This is a genomic window from Psychroflexus curvus (assembly GCF_020164585.1).
Classification (GTDB): Bacteria; Bacteroidota; Bacteroidia; order Flavobacteriales; family Flavobacteriaceae; genus Psychroflexus; species Psychroflexus curvus.
On sequence record NZ_JAIQZF010000004.1, the window covers coordinates 274,633 to 293,426 of the forward strand.

Annotated in this window: 18 protein-coding genes and 1 pseudogene; 9 read left to right on the forward strand and 10 right to left on the reverse strand. The window is 35.4% G+C overall.

Annotated features, from left to right (window positions below):
- The 4 genes from LB450_RS07790 to LB450_RS13910 are packed head-to-tail and all read left to right on the forward strand — an operon-like array spanning nt 1 to nt 2,604.
- Nucleotides 1-702 (forward strand): pseudouridine synthase, encoded by a 702-nt coding sequence (locus LB450_RS07790; RefSeq protein ID WP_224487358.1) that lies wholly within the window; start codon nt 1-3, stop codon nt 700-702.
- 22 nt (nt 703-724) lie between these two features.
- Nucleotides 725-1,150, forward strand: a complete 426-nt coding sequence (locus LB450_RS07795) for a VOC family protein (RefSeq protein ID WP_224487359.1) — start codon at nt 725-727, stop codon at nt 1,148-1,150.
- Nucleotide 1,151: 1 nt separating this feature from the next.
- A complete protein-coding gene (locus LB450_RS07800; RefSeq protein WP_224487360.1) occupies nt 1,152-2,219 on the forward strand; it encodes an AI-2E family transporter in 1,068 nt (355 codons plus the stop codon).
- Nucleotides 2,182-2,604, forward strand: a complete 423-nt coding sequence (locus LB450_RS13910; protein ID WP_407692572.1) for a YkvA family protein — start codon at nt 2,182-2,184, stop codon at nt 2,602-2,604. Before LB450_RS07800 ends, LB450_RS13910 begins: the two co-directional genes overlap by 38 nt.
- 32 nt (nt 2,605-2,636) lie before the next feature.
- On the opposite strand, the gene ffh is transcribed toward LB450_RS13910, so the two are convergent.
- From ffh to LB450_RS07840, 7 genes and pseudogenes are all read right to left on the reverse strand, one after another.
- Nucleotides 2,637-3,965 carry a signal recognition particle protein gene (gene ffh / locus LB450_RS07810; RefSeq protein WP_224487361.1) on the reverse strand — a complete coding sequence of 443 codons (1,329 nt, stop codon included), beginning with the start codon at nt 3,963-3,965 and terminating at the stop codon, nt 2,637-2,639.
- A gap of 117 nt (nt 3,966-4,082) precedes the next feature.
- Nucleotides 4,083-4,589 (reverse strand): inorganic diphosphatase, encoded by a 507-nt coding sequence (locus LB450_RS07815; RefSeq protein WP_224487362.1) that lies wholly within the window; start codon nt 4,587-4,589, stop codon nt 4,083-4,085.
- Between the two features lie 129 nt (nt 4,590-4,718).
- A pseudogene (locus tag LB450_RS13915) lies at nt 4,719-4,973 on the reverse strand (type II toxin-antitoxin system RelE/ParE family toxin); the annotation flags it as partial.
- Between the two features lie 160 nt (nt 4,974-5,133).
- On the reverse strand, nt 5,134-5,550 hold the full coding sequence (locus LB450_RS07825; protein ID WP_224487363.1) for a DUF2141 domain-containing protein: 417 nt from the start codon (nt 5,548-5,550) through the stop codon (nt 5,134-5,136).
- Nucleotides 5,551-5,704: 154 nt separating this feature from the next.
- On the reverse strand, nt 5,705-8,260 hold the full coding sequence (locus LB450_RS07830) for a TonB-dependent receptor plug domain-containing protein (protein WP_224487364.1): 2,556 nt from the start codon (nt 8,258-8,260) through the stop codon (nt 5,705-5,707).
- Nucleotides 8,220-9,107, reverse strand: coding sequence for a FecR family protein (locus LB450_RS07835; RefSeq protein ID WP_224487365.1), 888 nt, complete (start codon nt 9,105-9,107; stop codon nt 8,220-8,222). Before LB450_RS07835 ends, LB450_RS07830 begins: the two co-directional genes overlap by 41 nt.
- 43 nt (nt 9,108-9,150) lie before the next feature.
- Complete coding sequence (locus LB450_RS07840) at nt 9,151-9,672, reverse strand: RNA polymerase sigma factor (RefSeq protein WP_224487366.1); 522 nt, start codon at nt 9,670-9,672, stop codon at nt 9,151-9,153.
- 124 nt (nt 9,673-9,796) lie between these two features.
- Here LB450_RS07840 and LB450_RS07845 point away from each other — a divergent pair, with 124 nt between their 5' ends.
- Together LB450_RS07845 and LB450_RS07850 are read left to right on the forward strand one after the other, a co-directional pair.
- Nucleotides 9,797-10,834, forward strand: coding sequence for a hypothetical protein (locus tag LB450_RS07845; RefSeq protein ID WP_224487367.1), 1,038 nt, complete (start codon nt 9,797-9,799; stop codon nt 10,832-10,834).
- Nucleotides 10,835-10,845: 11 nt separating this feature from the next.
- Nucleotides 10,846-11,073, forward strand: a complete 228-nt coding sequence (locus LB450_RS07850) for a hypothetical protein (RefSeq protein WP_224487368.1) — start codon at nt 10,846-10,848, stop codon at nt 11,071-11,073.
- A 492-nt stretch (nt 11,074-11,565) separates the two neighbouring features.
- On the opposite strand, the gene LB450_RS07855 is transcribed toward LB450_RS07850, so the two are convergent.
- The 3 genes from LB450_RS07855 to LB450_RS07865 all read right to left on the reverse strand — a co-directional run bounded on the left by LB450_RS07855 (nt 11,566) and on the right by LB450_RS07865 (nt 16,197).
- Complete coding sequence (locus LB450_RS07855; protein WP_224487369.1) at nt 11,566-12,582, reverse strand: hypothetical protein; 1,017 nt, start codon at nt 12,580-12,582, stop codon at nt 11,566-11,568.
- Nucleotides 12,583-12,663: 81 nt separating this feature from the next.
- Nucleotides 12,664-15,156 (reverse strand): DUF5686 and carboxypeptidase-like regulatory domain-containing protein, encoded by a 2,493-nt coding sequence (locus tag LB450_RS07860; protein ID WP_224487370.1) that lies wholly within the window; start codon nt 15,154-15,156, stop codon nt 12,664-12,666.
- 63 nt (nt 15,157-15,219) lie between these two features.
- Nucleotides 15,220-16,197 carry a pyruvate dehydrogenase complex E1 component subunit beta gene (locus tag LB450_RS07865; protein ID WP_224487371.1) on the reverse strand — a complete coding sequence of 326 codons (978 nt, stop codon included), beginning with the start codon at nt 16,195-16,197 and terminating at the stop codon, nt 15,220-15,222.
- Nucleotides 16,198-16,351: 154 nt separating this feature from the next.
- Here LB450_RS07865 and LB450_RS07870 point away from each other — a divergent pair, with 154 nt between their 5' ends.
- The 3 genes from LB450_RS07870 to LB450_RS07880 all read left to right on the forward strand — a co-directional run bounded on the left by LB450_RS07870 (nt 16,352) and on the right by LB450_RS07880 (nt 18,792).
- Nucleotides 16,352-17,098, forward strand: coding sequence for an electron transfer flavoprotein subunit beta/FixA family protein (locus LB450_RS07870; protein WP_224487372.1), 747 nt, complete (start codon nt 16,352-16,354; stop codon nt 17,096-17,098).
- A gap of 18 nt (nt 17,099-17,116) precedes the next feature.
- Nucleotides 17,117-18,085, forward strand: coding sequence for an electron transfer flavoprotein subunit alpha/FixB family protein (locus LB450_RS07875; RefSeq protein ID WP_224487373.1), 969 nt, complete (start codon nt 17,117-17,119; stop codon nt 18,083-18,085).
- An 89-nt stretch (nt 18,086-18,174) separates the two neighbouring features.
- Complete coding sequence (locus LB450_RS07880; RefSeq protein WP_224487374.1) at nt 18,175-18,792, forward strand: bifunctional nuclease family protein; 618 nt, start codon at nt 18,175-18,177, stop codon at nt 18,790-18,792.
- Nucleotides 18,793-18,794 lie beyond the last annotated feature (2 nt).

An 18,794-nucleotide genomic window follows, 5' to 3' on the forward strand; every position in this document is an offset into this window, starting at 1 on the left:
ATGAATGAAGATGCTATCCGTATCAATAAATATTTAAGTCAGGCAGGTTTTTGTTCCAGGCGTGAAGCTGACAAACTCCTTGAGCAGGGGCGTGTAACCATCAATGGTGAGTTTATTGAAATGGGCACCAAGGTAAATCCCGGCGATCAGGTATTTGTGGACGGTAATCTTGTAGAGAAAGAGACTGAGGAAAAGGTGTATTTAGCAGTTAATAAGCCGAAAGGCGTTGTATGTACCACAAACTCTAAAGTCGAAAAAAATAATATTGTTGATTTTGTCAATTATCCTACGCGTATTTTCCCGATAGGTCGTTTAGATAAAATGAGTGAAGGTCTTATTTTGATGACCAATGATGGTGAAATTGTGAACCATATTCTAAGAGCGCGTCATTACCATGACAAAGAATATTTGGTTACTGTAGATAAAACAATTACAGACGAATTTATTTTAAAAATGAGAAATGGTGTTCCGATTTTAGATACCATCTCACGAAAATGTGAAGTTGAAAAGCTTGGAGATAGAAGTTTCAAAATTGTTTTAACTCAGGGATTGAATCGTCAAATTCGAAGAATGTGTGAAGCTTTAGATTATAGAGTAAGAACTTTGAAACGAACACGGATAAAAAATATTAAATTGGACTTAGAAAAAGGAGAGCATCGACATCTGACTCCTGAAGAAATTAAAGATTTGTATCAAAAATAAAAATAATTAAAACCCAACAGCTATGGCATCACTTACCCCCTTTCATCTTGCAGTTCCAGTAAATAATCTTGCTGAAGCAAGAACCTTTTATTCAAATACACTTAATTTTAGAGAAGGAAGAAGTGATGTGCATTGGGTGGATTATGATTTCTATGGTCATCAGTTTGTGATACACGAAGACAAAAGTCATGCACCAAATCCAGATGCTTTTAGTATTGTAGATGGACACGAAGTCCCGGTCCCACATTTTGGTGTTGTGCTGGAATGGAAAACATTTCATGAATTTGCCGAGCAATTGAAACAAAAGAAAATTGATTTCGTCATTGAACCTTACATCAGGTTCAAAGGAAAACCTGGAGAACAAGCTACTATGTTTTTCAAGGACCCCAGCGGAAACGCACTTGAGTTTAAAAGCTTTAAAGATATGAATCAAGTTTTTGCCAAATAACATGGACAGGCTTTCACCAAGACTTGTAAGACAACTCTTCATCCTGTTGATTATTCTATCGTTAGGGGGGCTTATATTTAGTGAAATTCTACCTTATATTTCAGGAGTTCTAGGCGCTATTACGTTTTACGTTTTACTAAGAGGACTTATGCAGAAAATGCTGAAAAAAGGATGGAATGCCACGATGAGTGTTAGTATTTTGATGTTGGGATCCTTTATTTTGATTTTATTACCAGTGCTTGGGATTATTTTCATGCTTTCGTCTAAAATAAGTAAAGCCATTAGAAATTCTGAGAAAGTTATAGAAGCAGTTAAAGCTCAGCTTATACAGGTGGAAGATATGACTGGCTTCAAATTGGGTGAGCAAATTAATAGTTCCGATTTTACAGACTGGCTCTCTAAAAATCTGCAAGGACTGGCAGGTGGTACTTTCGAAATTTTCATAGCCATTAGTATCATGTACTTTTTATTATACTACATGCTTCTCAACCAAAAAAAGCTTACCATCTCAATGGAAACTTATATTCCAATAGATGTAGATAACTTAAAATTAATTGCATCAGAATCAGCAAAGAAAGTAAAAGCAAATGCCATAGGTATTCCCTTAGTAGCCCTTTTCCAAGGTATTATATCATTGATTGGCTATTGGATATTTGGAGTTCCGGAACCTTTATTCTGGTTTGTGATAACTACAATTGGCTCCATGATTCCATTTGTAGGTACCGCAATAGGTTTTATCCCTGTCACTTTATTGATGTATTACCAGGGAGATACTTTCGCTGCCATAGGTGTACTCATTTATGGTGTGGCGGTCGTTGGTTCTTCTGATAATATTGTAAGACTTCTTGTACTAAAGCAAATGGCAAATGAGCACCCACTTATTACTTTGATGGGGGTGATAATAGGAGTTCCGCTATTTGGTTTTATTGGCTTGATTTTTGGTCCTTTATTATTATCCTTATTTTTGCTTGTCGTTATGATTTACAAAAAAGAATATGGAGAATTTGAATCGAAAGCTGAAAAAAAATTAAATGAAAATCTCAGGAAAGAAGACGGAAAAGAAAGTTGATGAAAATTTTGTAAAAGAAGGAATCGAAACGGTTTCAAATACAGATTTTGAAACTGTATTTGATAAAAAAGATCAGCTTTTTGCAAAAATAAACCATCCTGACTGGAAAAAGTACAAGGATAAAATAATTTTGATGTTTCAATTTTTAAAAGATGTGAAACAAAAAAAATATACAGAAACGCCTTGGAAGACTCTAGCCGCCATGATTTTTACCGTTCTCTATATCATTAACCCACTAGATCTGATTCCAGATTTCATCCCTTTCGTAGGTTATTTGGACGATTTAACCGTGTTTGGTTTTGTTTTAAAACTGATCAGTAAAGACTTGGAGTCTTATGAGGAATGGAGACTGGAACAAAACTCCCTAGAAGAAAATCAAGCTTAATTCAGTTTTTAGACAACTTTTTGACTGACTAATTATTGAAGATTTTTCATCATTTCCATCATTTTCTTTCCACCACCGCCTTGCATCATTTTCATCATTTTACTCATTTGAGAAAACTGTTTTAGCAATTGATTGACTTCTTGAACCGATGTTCCTGAACCTTTGCTTATTCTCTTTTTACGACTAGCATTGATACTGGTAGGGTTTTCCCTTTCGTGAGGGGTCATAGAATGAATCATAGCTTCAATTTGCTTAAAAGCATCATCATCTATATCCATATTTTTCATCATCTTTCCAGCACCAGGAATCATTCCCATCAAATCCTTCATGCTACCCATTTTCTTGACTTGCTGAATTTGCTTTAGAAAATCATCAAACCCGAACTTGTCTTTGGCAATTTTTTTCTGGATTTTTCTAGCCTCTTCTTCGTCATATTGCTCTTGAGCTCTTTCAACGAGCGAAACTACATCACCCATACCCAGAATACGATCTGCCATCCTGGAAGGATAGAATACATCTATAGCATCCATCTTCTCTCCCGTACCAATAAACTTGATAGGTTTTTTGACGACAGATTTAATGGAAATAGCTGCACCACCACGAGTGTCACCATCAAGTTTGGTAAGGATAACACCATCAAAATCAAGAACTTCATTAAAGGTTTTTGCAGTATTTACAGCATCCTGACCTGTCATAGCATCCACTACGAATAAGGTTTCTTGCGGTTGAACTGCTTTTTTAATATCAGAAATCTCATTCATCATCATCTCGTCTACGGCTAAACGACCAGCGGTATCCAAAATGACGACATTATGACCGTTTTGTTTGGCGTGAGCAATAGCTGCTTCTGCAATAGTGACTGGGTTTTTCTCTTCTTTATTGGAAAACACCTCAACACCTATCTGCTCTCCTACCACATGCAGCTGATCTATAGCAGCTGGTCTATAAACATCACAGGCTACAAGTAAAGGGTTTTTAGATTTTTTGGTTTTAAGAAAATTGGCCAGCTTTCCAGAAAAGGTGGTCTTACCAGAACCCTGAAGACCAGACATTAAAATCACACTGGGACTTCCAGATAAATCAACGCCTTCTGCGTCTCCCCCCATCATTTCGGTTAATTCGTCTTTCACGATTTTAACCATCAATTGATTAGGTTTTAAACTCTTAAGTACATTTTGTCCTAAGGCTTTTTCCTTTACCGTATTGGTAAATTCTTTAGCGATCTTGAAGTTAACATCGGCATCTACCAAAGCTCTTCTCACCTCTTTAAGTGTCTCTGCTACATTTACCTCTGTTATTTGACCATGACCTTTTAATACATGAAAGGCCTTATCTAACTTATCACTTAAACTATCAAACATATGTTCTATTGAATTTCAGCAAAAATAAGAATTTGAAATCTATTAATGAAGATTTTATATACTAAAAAAACCACCTCCTAAGAAGCGGTTTTATGCTATTTATAATGTTAATTACTTTTATAAACTAAAGTTATGAGCAACCGTATCACTTTCTTTGTAGCGCGTTATAGCTTTGTTCACAAGCTCTTCAGCCTCTTTCTCGTCGCCCCAGTTTCCTATATTGACTTCTTTGTTTTCTAAATCTTTGTATGTTCTAAAAAAATGTTCGATTTCCTTGATGGTATGAGGGTTTAAGTCAGAGAACTTATGAACCTCATCTCCCATGGGATCAGCCACTGGAACACAAATGATTTTTTCATCAGGCCCTTTTTCATCAGACATATTAAGCACGCCAACTGGTCTAACATTTGCAACACAGCCTGGAACAACAGGATTCGTGAACAATACAAGCACATCGATAGGATCGTTATCAAGAGCCAAAGTTTCCGGAACGAATCCGTAATCTGCAGGATACATCATAGACGTATGTAACATTCTGTCAAATCGTATCTGTTTTAAATCGAAATCGTATTCATATTTATTTCTGCTTCCTCTGGGAATCTCTATTAACACATCAAATGTCATAATCACTTTTTTATATAAATTTCAAGGACGGCAAAAATAAGAAAAACTTTGACTTCTCTATCAACAATAATCAAATAAAAACTAAACTGAAAATTAAATTCTCAGTTCGTTTTTTATCTTGGGATTAAATTAAATTTTATTTTTTTGATTCTGTCTGTTGTCCCAAAATGAGACTATTTCAATTGTATCATTTCTAATTTCATAAAAAATCAAATAGGCTTTCATGGAAATAACTCTTGTGATTTTATTTGAAGTCAATCTACCAATAAATTCATTTTTTGAAAGAGTGTTCATTAAGTCCTCTGTTTCATCAAGAAGTTTCAAACTATAAGTGACCGACCTATTTCTATGGAAGAAATCATAAAGAATATTTTTAAATTCTGATTTAGCTGAATCTGACTATATTGTTTTTTCTAGCCATTCTTTCATTTCAGATATAACTGATTCGTTACCTGAAAACTCACCGCTTACTATAAAGTTATCGAAATTTGAGTGGAACTTTAGTAGTTTCAAATGGCTTTTAAATCATCGGATAAATGGTCTCTCAAATTTTAAGCTTTACTGTTTTCTTATTTTCATCAAAATTAAATTTCACATCCTCCCAGTAAGGGGCTGCATAAGGATTGGGATTGCCTGACATTGCCCAAGGTTCTAAAGGCATTCCGTTGCTTTCCATATCCATGGTATTGTTAGCGTTCAGATCCTGGAATACCGAAATGGCATAAACTCCAAAATCCAGGTTCTCGAATTCCACAGTATGGGTGGAGCCATTTACTGCTATGCTTTTTCCCATAACAGAGGTCTTAAGAAAATTTTCTTTTTCAAAAACTCCTATATATAGCGATCCTGAAGTATTTTTTATACGTTCAAATTCTACAATAAGTGTTGTTTTTTCCTGAGCTACAAAGTTCTGGTAACTCATCATTACAAGCATCAAAGCTAATCTTACTAAATTTGTCATGACGTTAAGGTTTTAAGTTCATTTCAAAAGTAAGAGGGGACTTTGAGTTTTTTCTGAAGTTTTCGACGAGTGGTAGAATGTTCAGGATGAACGGGATAAAACCTAATTGCATTCTCTATAAGGCAAGTTCAGAAGGAACTGAAAAAATCTGTTTTTAAAACTGAAAAGAAATAAAAACATTTGGGGTTAATTCAAGGCTTTTTATCCTCACGTTTTCCACAGAAGCAGTGGAATCATTTAATCTGAAAAATTGCTGAGTAAGGTTGTTGCTATTGAAGAAATTTAACACGCTAACCCCTGTTTTAATTGATGAGTCAGGTAATTGAAATTGATGACTAGCCGTAAAATTGATTTGGAGGTAATCCTCAAGATTGCTCCCATTTGGAGAGAGAAAATTAAGTCTTGGATTGGTGTCTGGTGTTAAAACAGGCTGTTCCATATCGATGTCTGTAGTTGGCCTTCCGGCAAAATAACGCCCTCCAAGGGACAATTCGAGCCTGCCCGGTGTGTAATTAATCCCAAAAGCCGAACTTTGAGTAATTTCAAAATTATTGGCAAACTGCTGTGGGACGAAATTGTTGAAATCGTAAGTATTATCCATCACCGAGAAATTAAACCAAAAACTGACATCGTCAATTTGCTTTTGAACTAAAAGCTCTCCTCCTATCACCTCATAATTTCCACTGAGCTGAAGGAACTCCAGCTGATTTTGAAACCCCTGACTTCCAGTTGATATCCCTTCTACTAGTTTGTGATATAAACTGCCCTGAACCAACCAGCCGTCTTTGTTGAAATTCACACCAACTTCAATTTGCCGGCTATTTAGGACCGGGAAATCTTCTTCATCGGCCAGTATCCAACGTCTTTTTTCTACTCCTAAAAAATCCTGTTGCTGATCTATGACTTGTGTAAGCGTTTGATTTTTTAGTTCAGCTAGCATATTCCATCTCCAATACCGATTGGCTTGGTAACTAAAATTGAATCTGGGTTCCAGTCTGAAATCACCAAAGCCTGAATAGTAATTTCCACGAATTCCTAAACGAGTCCTGATCTTTTTATTTTTGGAACTGTACTCCACTTCCGCAATACCAGAATGGGTGGTTAGCACGCGTTTTTCTCTTAAAACCACCTCAGGAGAAGTCACTTCATTATCATTTCTAACCCCTACTTCATTGAACTGATAACCTGTATTCAAATGAAAATACTCCGAAAGTTGATAGGCATCTTTGAGACTAAATTTGAAATCTAAAACCTGATTGGTCTGCAATAGTTCTTGATTGGATAAAACCGATTGATTGAAGGCTTCCAGCTTGTAGAAAGATGCATTGAAAGCTACGGATGTGGAGTGATTTTTATTCCAAAAGCTTTTATAACCAAGATGAGCAAGAAAATTTCCCTGTTCAAAATCATTTCGTTTTTGCTCTGATGTCGTTTCTAAAACCTCATCAAAAGAAAGTTGATTTTGAATTGCTAAAACATCGAATTTTAACTGATTACCTGAATTGAATTCGTAACCGTACTGCAGAGAAACATCGTAGAATCTAAGTTCTTGCTGGGTAGTTATCCTATTATCATTTCCCTGCAGTAAGTCCTGGATTTTTGTATTTTGAAATACTTTAGTGGTATATCCATTATAAGTTGGAGATTCATAAACATCAGTCAGAGATTTTCTAGCAGCGATTTGAAGGCTAGAGTTTTTATTTAATTCTACATACGCAGCAGCATTTGCGCTCAAAAAATCGAGCTGAACAATTCTTTTAAAGTCTTGAGAATGTCCTCTTGAAGAGATATCTATGACTGAGGAAATACCTTCATTGTAAAAGGCAGAGCCCCCATTTTTTAGAACCTTTATTTCATGATTCATAAGGGGATTGATAGCTGAAATCATCCCGAAAAAATGACCTGTTTGATACATTCGCGAACCATTCCAAAGGACAAGATTTTGATCATGAGTTCCTCCTCTAACGTTTATTTGGGCGATGGTCTCATTTGTATTCACGATGCCAGGAACGTATTGAAGACTATGCAAAACATCCGGATTTATCAAGCCCGGGAGGACCCCGAATTCCTGAGGAATAATTTTCAAACTATTATCCAAATTCAAATAAATACCTTTGGCCAAGTACTCCTTTATGATGACTTCGTCCAACTCAATTTCGGGATACAAATAATAAAGTTTACAGGATTCTGAACTCGAATCAGAAAGGTTTCCTTCAGTACTAAAATAATTCGGATGTGAAAATTGAAGTTTGCTAATATCTGTAGTATCCTCAACGAAAATTTTACCAAAAGAATTAGAAGTCCCTAAGTTTTGATCGTTATATTTTAGTTCAACCCCTGAAATCGGTTTACTGGAAGTTGCACTGTAAAAACTTAAGCAGTTAAGTTTGCGTAAAACGCTTACAGTAATACTTTGCTCAGCTATAAAGGTGAATTTTAGTGGATGTTGTTTTTTAATAAAATTTAAAGTTTTATCCAGTGAAAAACTTTCTGCAGGTAAAACAATTTCTAAATTTTCTAGGTCCTCATTCAAGTAATTGAAGCTGACGTGATACTTGCTTTCTAAATCGCTAAGTAGCACCACAAGCTCAACCTTTTTTTGAGATTGAGCTTGCAGATTGTAGCCTGATAAAATCAGAACAATTACAAATAGGATTTTGGAACTTAATCTATGGCTGAACATTATCAACAAAAATAAATTTATTTTCATTGATAACTGTGTAATTCATTTGATAAGTTTTGTTCAGGATTTCTAAAGCCAAAGGCAAATTATCGGATGGTAGCGTACCTGTAAAGCGCTTATCTTCTGTCACCTTTACCACATCAATTTCTATCTGATACTCTTTTTCCAACTCTTGCATCACCTCTGGAAGACTTATGTTTTCAAAATGATGTGTTTTTGAAACCCAGGAGGGTTTCTCCCCATAAACATTGCTCTGCTCAATTTTGACTCCATCATTATAAGTTATGAACTGGCCTTTCTTTAGTATATTCTCGTCACCTTCAAACTTCACCTTAACCGAGCCTTCGTAACAAACTACTTCAAAAAGTGAGTCTCTTGACATCACCTGAAAGCGAGTTCCTAATACCTGCACTTTTCCAAGATTTGTTTTAACTGTAAAGGTTTTGCCTTCTGCTACTTCAAAATAAGCCAGACCATCCATTTTTACTGTCCTGTCAAAAGCCCAAAACCAGTTGTTGAATTTAAATTTACTATCCTCAGCCAGAATAACCTTAGAATTATCTGGCAATAAAACGCTTTGCTGAGAATCGATTTGTGACGTAAAATCTTTTACTGAAAACAAAAAAGCAAATGAAGAAATCCCTAGAATTAATAAAATTGAAGCTGCAACAGACCAATTTATTTTTTTCTGTTTCTTAGTGTTTTGTTTTTCCTTTACTTGTTTTAAAACTTCCTCTTTTCTAAAGTCAGGTTTGTCTAATTGAGAAGAATAATGCTTGATTTTCTTTAGAGTATCAATTCCTTGAGTATCACTTAAAGATTCATCACTTATTTTATCATCCAGCCAGTCAGCCAAATTGTATTTTTTTTTCATCGGTATGAGTTCTATAATTGAAACACTTCACTTTTGCATTACCCTACTTAAAGGCATCTATTTTTTCTCTTAAGCTTTCAAGAGCTTTTTGCATTCGTTTTTCTACAGCTTTTACACTAATATTCAAAATATCTGCAATTTCTTTATAGGATTTCTCATCTATACGGTGGAGCAAAAAAGCTATTCTCTGTTTTTCTGACAAGTTTTGAATTGCTTTTTGCAACTTAATTTTAAATTCCTGCTCTTCCATTTTATAGTCAGGACTTTGTCTGTCTTCTGTTCGTTGAGGAACTGTATTAGCGTAGTTGAGCACTACTTTTTTATGTTTATACCTATTTATTGAAAGATTATTAGCAACGGTATATAAATAGGATTTAGCTTTTGCAAAAGGAATTTTTTTACAATTTTCCCATAATTTGATAAATGCCTCCTGCACAGACTCTTCCGCTAGCTCTTTGTCACCAAATTTGTAATAGAAATAATTATTTATGACTTCAGAATGTTTGTCATAAATGCGCTCAAAAATCTTTTCTTCACAAACATTATCTATAAGCTCTTTTTCCATAAACTAAATTTGCTTTACCTTTTTGCTTTTAAACAATTTAGTGCAAACTTACCATATCTTACACTTAGGGTAAAATAAAATTTGTTTGTTATACATAAGGAGGTTTTTAATAAATTTACAAATGATGAAATATCTTTACCTTTTTATTTTAAGTGTGCTTTTTACCAGTTGTCAAAATGAAGAGCTTTTTGAACAGATTGAGGAAAATACAAGTTTATCCAGCAAGGGTGAGTTGAGCAATCTTATATCCAGGCTTAATCAAAATCCTACTGCCTTTGATGATTTCATAGACAATTCTAACAGTTTGAGTTTAGAGTTTCCTTTTGAAATAACGATAAATTCTGAAAAGACCTTCAGCATATCACAATTTATAGATTATCAACTTCTTATCGAAGAAATATCTGCTTTAACAGATTACTCAGTAAACATAGGCTTTCCTGTAGAAGTTTCTCTCCCTAATTACGAATCTGTCATTTTAAAAAATAAAAGTGAGTTAGATGCCATAATTGCAAGTGTGGAAGGCAGTACTGAAATTAAATGCCTGACCTATAATTTTCCAATTCAAATCAATATTTTTGATACAGAAAACAGTGTTTCAACACGCCGTACCATCCAAAATGAAGCTCAATTTTATAACCTGATTAAAAACCTTAGACAAAACAATGGCTTTTACGAAATCATATATCCCATATCAGTTTTTGTTGATGGGGAATCAGAATCGCTTACTTCAAACATAGATCTTAAAACAGCTATTCAGGACCTTGATAAAGACTGTTTTAACCCCTCTCTTCTAACAAACAAATCCTCGAGGATAAGTCGATTTGTAGCATTTATAACCTCAGGAGAATTTATAATCACTACTTATACGAATGATGAGGGCGAAAACGAAATTTCAGATTACGAAGCCTTCAGGTTTGCATTCGCCCCCAACAATAGAATTACAGTGGAAAACCCATCCACAGTGGGATCTTTTTCTGGCGATTGGGATATTGAAATAGATGATGACCAGCTTATTTTTGACTTGGATTTTGAAGGCAGTGATCTTTTAGATGAACTTGATGAGGACTGGATTGTCCAAGGATTTGCAAACCCGAATAAAATTATACTTAGAGACACTGATAGTTCAGAAGAAAACACTATTTTAATTTTTGAAAAAATCTAAAGTTCAACTTTATGGATGATGAAAAACCATCTCAGGAGGATTTAAAATCCAAGTTAAAAATCTTAACTATTATTTTTTACATCATTTTGCTTATCTGGCTTGTTTTTATTGGCTTTATCGTATCTAAACTCATAAGCGGAGGAGAAACTACCAGTTTATTTATTGGTACTATCCCCATAGTAGGTATACTTATTATATTAAGTCAAATCAAATCTAAAATCAAGAAAGAGATAAATTAATTCACATTTATAGAACAGTAAGACAAAAAAGCTTCCAAAGAAATTGAGAGGCCTTTTTTATACCTTAAAATCAAGTCAGGAGAAAAGTATTGTATACTATTCTTTAAGTTTTTAAAGCAGCTACAGAGTTTCAAAAAGACTTCCAAAAGCTATTACTGACTTATGACCTATCAGCCCCTGACTCTTAAATGATACTACTAAAAGCGCCTAAATTTTTTACCTGGACAGACGTATTCGAGAAATTGGTTTTTTATTTGGCAGTAACTTTTAGCCCTGTTCTAAAGTAGTGTGCCTCTTCAAAACCTTCAGATAAACTAAAGTCAGGCGTCCGTTGAAGGTTGGGGAGATCACAGTAAACAACGGTCTAAATAACTAGATGAACGCTGATAAATCTGCCTGTCCCCCAGGGAACGCAGGTTAAAAAAATAATTAACATAAAAAACCCCGACACAAGAATGTGCCAGGGTATTGAAATTGAGACTCAATTTTTTATTAGTCATCCAAAAGATCTACATAATCTTTGATTGCTTCTTTTATTCTATTGGCCAACTCATTATTTCCATCATTGTCTTCCGGACTGATTTCGATTGTTCCATTTCCATTAGCATCTGTTGCATTTGAAATATCCACAAGGCTGAAAACAGTAACTAAATCAAACTCAAAAACTACCGAATTTCTGTTGTCTTCTGTGATGACAAGATTTTGACCTGCATCTTCGTAATCCACTTCGAATTCTTCACTAAAAGTATGGAAAAATTCGAATGGTGTCCCCGAGATAGTTCCTCTCATCAGGATAGACTTTTTATAAAGATCGCTCATTGGATTTTCGCTTCTTTCCATTTCAAATTCTACTTCATCATACTCACCTACAGGAATCTCTACCTCAATCACAGTTACTACGTCCGAACTCAAATTAAGTTCGAATGGCCCTGTTAATTCAAAATCGTCTTCAGAATCGTATCGATCATCATCCCCTTCAGTAGTATCGTCATCATCGATTTCACAACCTTCATCATCGGTTTCTGTAGCATAGACACTAAAATCTGCTCTGAAATAAATTTCGGTACCGCTCTGCAATTCAATTTCATACTTATAAGGATCATCTTCGTCATGCTCATCTTCTAGTTCTCCCTTACAAAACGCATCGTTGGGATAGTTTTCATCGAGATAAGCTAAAATCTCATTCGGTAATTCATCAAAATTGAGATAATCAGCATCGTCTTCGCTTGAGCTTCCAGAAGAATCTCCAGCACTCATTCCGAAACCTTCCGCAAACTCCAGCTCAACATTTTTAATGTTGATTAAAAATTCTGAAATCTCAACATCCGATGTCGCTTTTGCTAAACTGGCTGTTGCAGTTTTTGCCGCACTAGCATCAGTTGTTGCAGTTGCTTTAATTTCTAAACTGGATTTTTGTACGCTTACTGAGTCTGAGTTTGAATCGTCTGAAGAGCAGGAGAAAAGCAGTGCTATCCCTAATAATCCTGCTATTGGTTTTAAAATTTTCATAGTGTAAATGTTTTATAGTTTCACTTATAAAACACCACTAAAGCCATCTGCCCTACGCTAAATTTATTTTTTTTATTAAATCTAAAAGCTAAATCCAAAACCTCCGGTCACCCCAAAATTTCTGGCATCTGGTAAATCTTTGTAATTTCCTCTGAAATGGAAATCTATCCTCAGTATTCTGAAAATATTATCCACACCCAAGCTGTAAGACCAGTAGGGCTCTATGTCTGGAGCACTTAGCACTGGATTGGTAAAAGAAGCGTTGAGGAGTTGATTTTCTTCTGAAATACTTCCCGAAACAGCCCTGACTGAAATTATTTCCCTAAGATCCAAATCTCTGAGAAATGGAATTCGTGAGAAAAACCTGCCATTAAAATTATGTTCAAAATTGACACTCAAGTAGGTATCTGTTACAAAATCATAAAAGTCCAAAAGCGGGAATGTACCTTGTAACGAAAAAAGGGTTTGATTTCCCGGAACTATATTTAGCAAGCTCAACGGCACTGCTCCAAAGGTTTTACCTAACTCTACACTGGAAACAAATTCACCGAAGCCACCGATTTGGATAGGTTGCCTGTAGTAAAATTGAATCTTCTCATAATCAAAATCAGAGGTGGTTATATTGCCAAGCCCTTTGGTGTAATTTAGAAAAAACTGAGGATACTCATCATCATTAACAGTGAGTCGCTCCACCCCATAGCCGGTCGTTTGACGACCAGGAGAAAATTGAATTATCGTAGAAATTTCAACCTGTTCTGTTACAGATTTTGTTTCAGTGCGCTCCGGAGTTGTATAATAGTCTAAGCTAAATTGATCTGAAGCTGACTCCAGGCTTTTGAAATTCCCTTCAAATCTTAAATTAAAATTTTTGAAAGCTTCAAAACCTAAAGAAAAACTGGTCAGGTTAATGCTGCTCAGGCTAGTATTTGAGCCTACTGTGAGTACAGATGAGGATGCCAGATTTCTCCCTAACACATCCGTGGTATTGGTTAAACTAGCTCCGAGCTGTTCTACATCCCTCCGGTTTCCTCCTGCGATGATGAGTCTCATTTTGGGATCTATCATCCATTTTCCAGACAAGCCGTATTTGAATTTATCATCACCAAATCCATAGGCTAAAAACCCTTGTAACCTCCAGTTATCGTTTTGTGAAAAATAAGTTCTACCTCCTACTCTTAGGCGAATTCCCTCCACTTCATTGTATCCAAAAGTTGAAAAGACAGGTCCAAAATCCCAACCTTCTCTTTCCCAATATCCTGTAGCCAAAATAGATCCGACACTGTAGAGTCGTTTAAAAGCGTCTACAGTTTGCAGTGTGTCCAGCATCGCATAGACTTGGCGTTCATCCTTATTAAGATCTTCCTGTCTGTTTTGAGTCCAAAATTTATCATTCCTGTTATAGATTTCTTCATTAAAAACCTCTGGCTGGTATTTGTAAAAAGCTTTTCCTTTGGGCTTATCAAACACATAATTGTCATAAAGTGTTGTTCGCTTACCATAAACACCTCTCGATTCTTCCTTTTTACTAAAAGAAAAATCTGTCATAAATAAGTCTTTGGTTATTAAGAAAACCGAATCGTTAAGCACATCAAACTCCTGTTCTATGTAAACGTCTTTTACCCAGTTGATGTTGGCTCCTTTCGACATGGCAAGATTGATTTTCTTGATGGCCCAGGTGGTATCGTTGACCCAAAAATCACCCTTAAAATTCAACTCGCCTTTACGCCTGGGGTAAAAAACAATATTGTAACACCATTTATCCTTGATATAGGTGCTGTCGGTCAGGACATAGTTGTAATTATCTACCCCGGTTGTAGATAAAGGACTGACAAAACTTTTATCAAAAAACTTCAGATAGTTATCATAGACATTATACTCCGCATAAAGGTCTTTGATAAAAGCAATGAGGCTTTGATTGTTACTGAATCCAGCATTTTTATTTCCCGTAAGTATTTCTTTTTCAGCATCTAGAATATTGTCGCCGTAAATTTTGGAAGTAGCCTCATTAAGAAAAATAGGCAGATAGGTTTTCCCGGTTACATTATTGGTATCCAAATCATCAAATATGAATTCCATTCCGTTAAACACCCTTGAATTGATAAGAGAACTATCTATGGTGTTGAGATCAAATTCCAGTTTTTCATACTTGTCGTACTGGTATTGATCAAATTTCTTGATTCCATTATCGCGTTTATTCTTCCAGATTTTTTTAAGAATATCTATCGCTGGATTATTTTTCTTGGAGGTTTTTCCTGAATATATAACCACCTCACTTAATTCTGAAGAATTTTCTTCTAGATTAACTTCAATATTATAAGTGGTTTTTTGGTCTAGAGGTAATGTTAAAGTTTCGAAGCCCATAAAAGAAAACTCCAAAGCTGAATAGTTTTTTTCGGATTCAAGGTAGAATTTTCCGTTTTCATCAGAAATGGTTCCTTCAGATGAATTTAAAAAATAAACGTTCACGTATGGAATAGCGTTTCCATACGTGTCTTTCACATAACCACTTACCTTCGTTTGAGCGAAAGAAACAATGGATAGAAATAAAAATAAAAAGGATAGAATATTTTTCATCAATAAAAAAAGCTTCAAATGCAATTTTATGCAAATGAAGCTCATTTAATAATTTGATTTATGTTAAATGTATAAAACTTTTTTGACTGCTTTTATCACATCATCACTATTGGGTAACCATTCTTTTAAAAGACCTGGAGAGTAAGGTGCGGGAGTATCTGCAGTATTAAGTTTTACAATAGGTGCATCTAAATAATCAAAAGCCTCATTTTGGACTTTATAGGTAATTTCAGTTGCCACATTACCAAAAGGCCATGCTTCTTCAAGAATCACAAGTCTATTGGTTTTCTTTACAGATTTTAAAATGGCGTCATAATCCATAGGTCTAACCGTTCTCAAATCTATAATTTCACAGGAAACATCTTCTTTTTCAAGTTCTTCCGCGGCTTTGTAAGCTTCTTTTATAATTTTTCCAAAAGAAACAATAGTTACATCTGTTCCTTCTCTTTTGATATCGGCCTTTCCTAAGGGAATAGTATATTCTTCTTCAGGAACTTCGCCTTTATCGCCATACATCTGCTCACTTTCCATAAAAATAACAGGATCGTTATCTCTAATAGAAGACTTCAAAAGTCCTTTGGCGTCATAAGGATTGGACGGAATCACCACTTTAAGCCCAGGTGTATTTGCAAACCAGTTTTCAAATGCCTGCGAATGCGTTGCTCCCAACTGACCGGCAGAACCAGTAGGGCCTCTGAAAACAATAGGTATATTAAACTGCCCCCCAGACATTTGTCTCATTTTGGCGGCGTTGTTTATTATTTGATCTATTCCTACCAACGAAAAGTTGAAGGTCATAAATTCTATAATCGGACGATTACCGTTCATAGCAGAACCAATACCTATCCCTGTAAAACCCAGTTCTGAAATTGGGGTATCGATAACTCTCTTTTCTCCAAACTCGTCCAACATCCCTTTGGATGCTTTATAAGCGCCATTGTACTCTGCCACTTCTTCTCCCATCAAATAGATAGATTCATCGGCACGCATTTCTTCACTCATTGCTTCCACAATAGCTTCTCTAAATTGAATTGTCCTCATTTATGTGTATTTACTTCTATTAAAAAGATTGACAAAAATAGCAATTCAAAATTCTATATCCCATAAGAATCTTATAAAAATTTTATTATGCATGCATAGTATTTTTGAGTCAAATCTATTATATTTGTGTAATTAAAGTAAAAAAATCAAAATCATGAAAATATTAGTATGTATTAGCCATGTTCCTGATACGACTTCCAAAATCAATTTTGTTGAAGATGATACGAAATTTGACACGGGCGGAGTTCAGTTTGTCATCAATCCAAACGATGAATTTGGATTAACCAGAGCTATGTGGTTCAAAGACAAACAAGGAGCCACAGTGGATGTTGTAACCGTAGGCGGAAAAGATACTGAACCCACTATAAGAAAAGCTTTGGCTATTGGAGCTGATTCCGCTCACAGAGTGGACACAGAACCTCTAGATGGTTTTCAGGTGGCCAAAGAACTGGCTGAAGTTGCAAAAGATGGCAAATATGATTTAATTATTGCAGGAAGAGAATCAATCGACTATAATGGTGGGATGGTTCCAGGAATGCTGGCTAAATTAATTGGTGCTAATTTTATCAATACATGTGTAAGTCTTGAAGTTGAAGGTGATACTGCTACTGCCGTAAGAGAAATAGACGGTGGTAAAGAAACTCTGAAATCCTCTTTACCATTGGTTATAGGAGGACAAAAAGGACTTGTAGAGGAAAGCGATCTTAAAATTCCAAACATGAGAGGAATTATGATGGCCAGAAAAAAACCGTTGAATGTCGTTGAACCAATTTCTGCAGATAGCTTAACTGAGGCTAAAAGCTTTAGAAAGCCAAAACCTAAAGGAGAGATAACTCTCGTAGATGCAGACAACCTGGATAAATTGATAGACTTGCTTCACAACGAAGCAAAAGCTATATAACTTTTAAAAACTAATAAAATGTCAATTTTAGTATATACAGAATCAGAAAATGGCAAGCTCAAAAAAGCAGCTTTTGAAGTTGCTTCTTATGCCAAAGGAATTGCAGACTTAATGAGTACCAGCGTAACAGCTGTTTCCATCAATGCTGACAATGTTGAAGAACTTAAAAATTACGGAGTAGATAAGGTTTTAAAAGTCTCAAACGATAAACTCTCAAAATTTAATGCTGATGCTTACGCAGAGGTCATAACTCAAGCTTCCAAGAAAGAAGACTCCAAAATTGTGATTGTTAGTCAAAGTGCAAATGCCAAATACCTGGCACCCTTACTGGCTGTTAACCTCGAGGCTGGCTATGCTTCCAATATTGTAGCGCTTCCAAAACTTGATGAAGGTTTTGTTGTAGAACGAACTGCTTTTACCAACAAAGCTTTCAGCATGACTTCCATTTCTACAGATGTTAAAGTTTTAGGTTTGTCCAGCAATGCCTTCGGACTTAAAGAAAATGAAGCATCCCTTTCAGAAGAAGATTTTTCTCCTGAATTATCTGATGCTAATTTCGGAATAGATGTGGTATCTGTTGATAAAAATAAGGATAAAGTCAGTATTGCAGATGCAGAAATTGTTGTTTCCGCAGGACGAGGCATGAAAGGTCCTGAAAACTGGGAAATGATAGAAGAGCTAGCAGATGTTCTAAATGCAGCAACAGCTTGTTCCAAGCCCGTCAGTGACATGGGGTGGAGACCTCACAGCGAACATGTTGGACAAACAGGTAAGCCAGTCGCTACAAATTTATACATCGCCATAGGTATTTCTGGAGCAATCCAACATCTTGCCGGTATAAGTGCTTCAAAAAACAAAGTAGTCATCAATACAGATCCAGAAGCTCCGTTTTTCAAGGCAGCAGATTATGGAATTGTAGGTGATGCTTTTGAAGTTGTTCCTGAATTGATTGAAAAACTCAAGGAATTTAAAGCAAATAACTCATAATTTTTATAAATTGTGCCTCTTTAAAGGGCGGTCTAGTTTTTAAGCAAGCCTTTTAAACTAGACCGCTTTTTTATTCAATATAATGTAGTATGAGCTTAGCTAGACTTAGCATAAAAGGAATTTCTTATAGTCAAACTCAAAACGGAGCTTACGCTTTGCTTTTAAGTGACATGGACAGCGACAGGCAACTGCCTATCGTCATTGGTGCGTTTGAGGCGCAATCTATTGCCATTGCTTTGGAAAAAGAGATAAAACCTCCACGTCCCCTAACCCATGACTTATTTAAAACCTTCGCAGATAGATTTCAAATTCTTGTTAAGCAGGTGATTATTCATAAACTTGTGGATGGCATTTTTTACTCCAGTTTAATTTGTGAGAGAGATGGTGTTGAAGAAACTGTGGATGCCAGGACAAGTGATGCTATTGCCCTTGCTTTAAGATTTGACGCTCCTATTTTTACTTATAAAAATATTCTTGACAAAGCAGGAATTTTCCTAAGTGACAAAAATCAAGACACAGATATTTATAGTTCCGATAATATTCAAAATGCTGGCGATGTTGAGCAGAAAGAAAAAACATCCTCTTTTAAAAGTGAATTCAGCCAGATGACTACCAAAAAACTCAACGAACTTTTAGAAAAAGCTGTGAATGATGAAGACTACGAAAGAGCAGCAAAAATTCGTGACGAAATTTCTAAACGAAGCTAAAG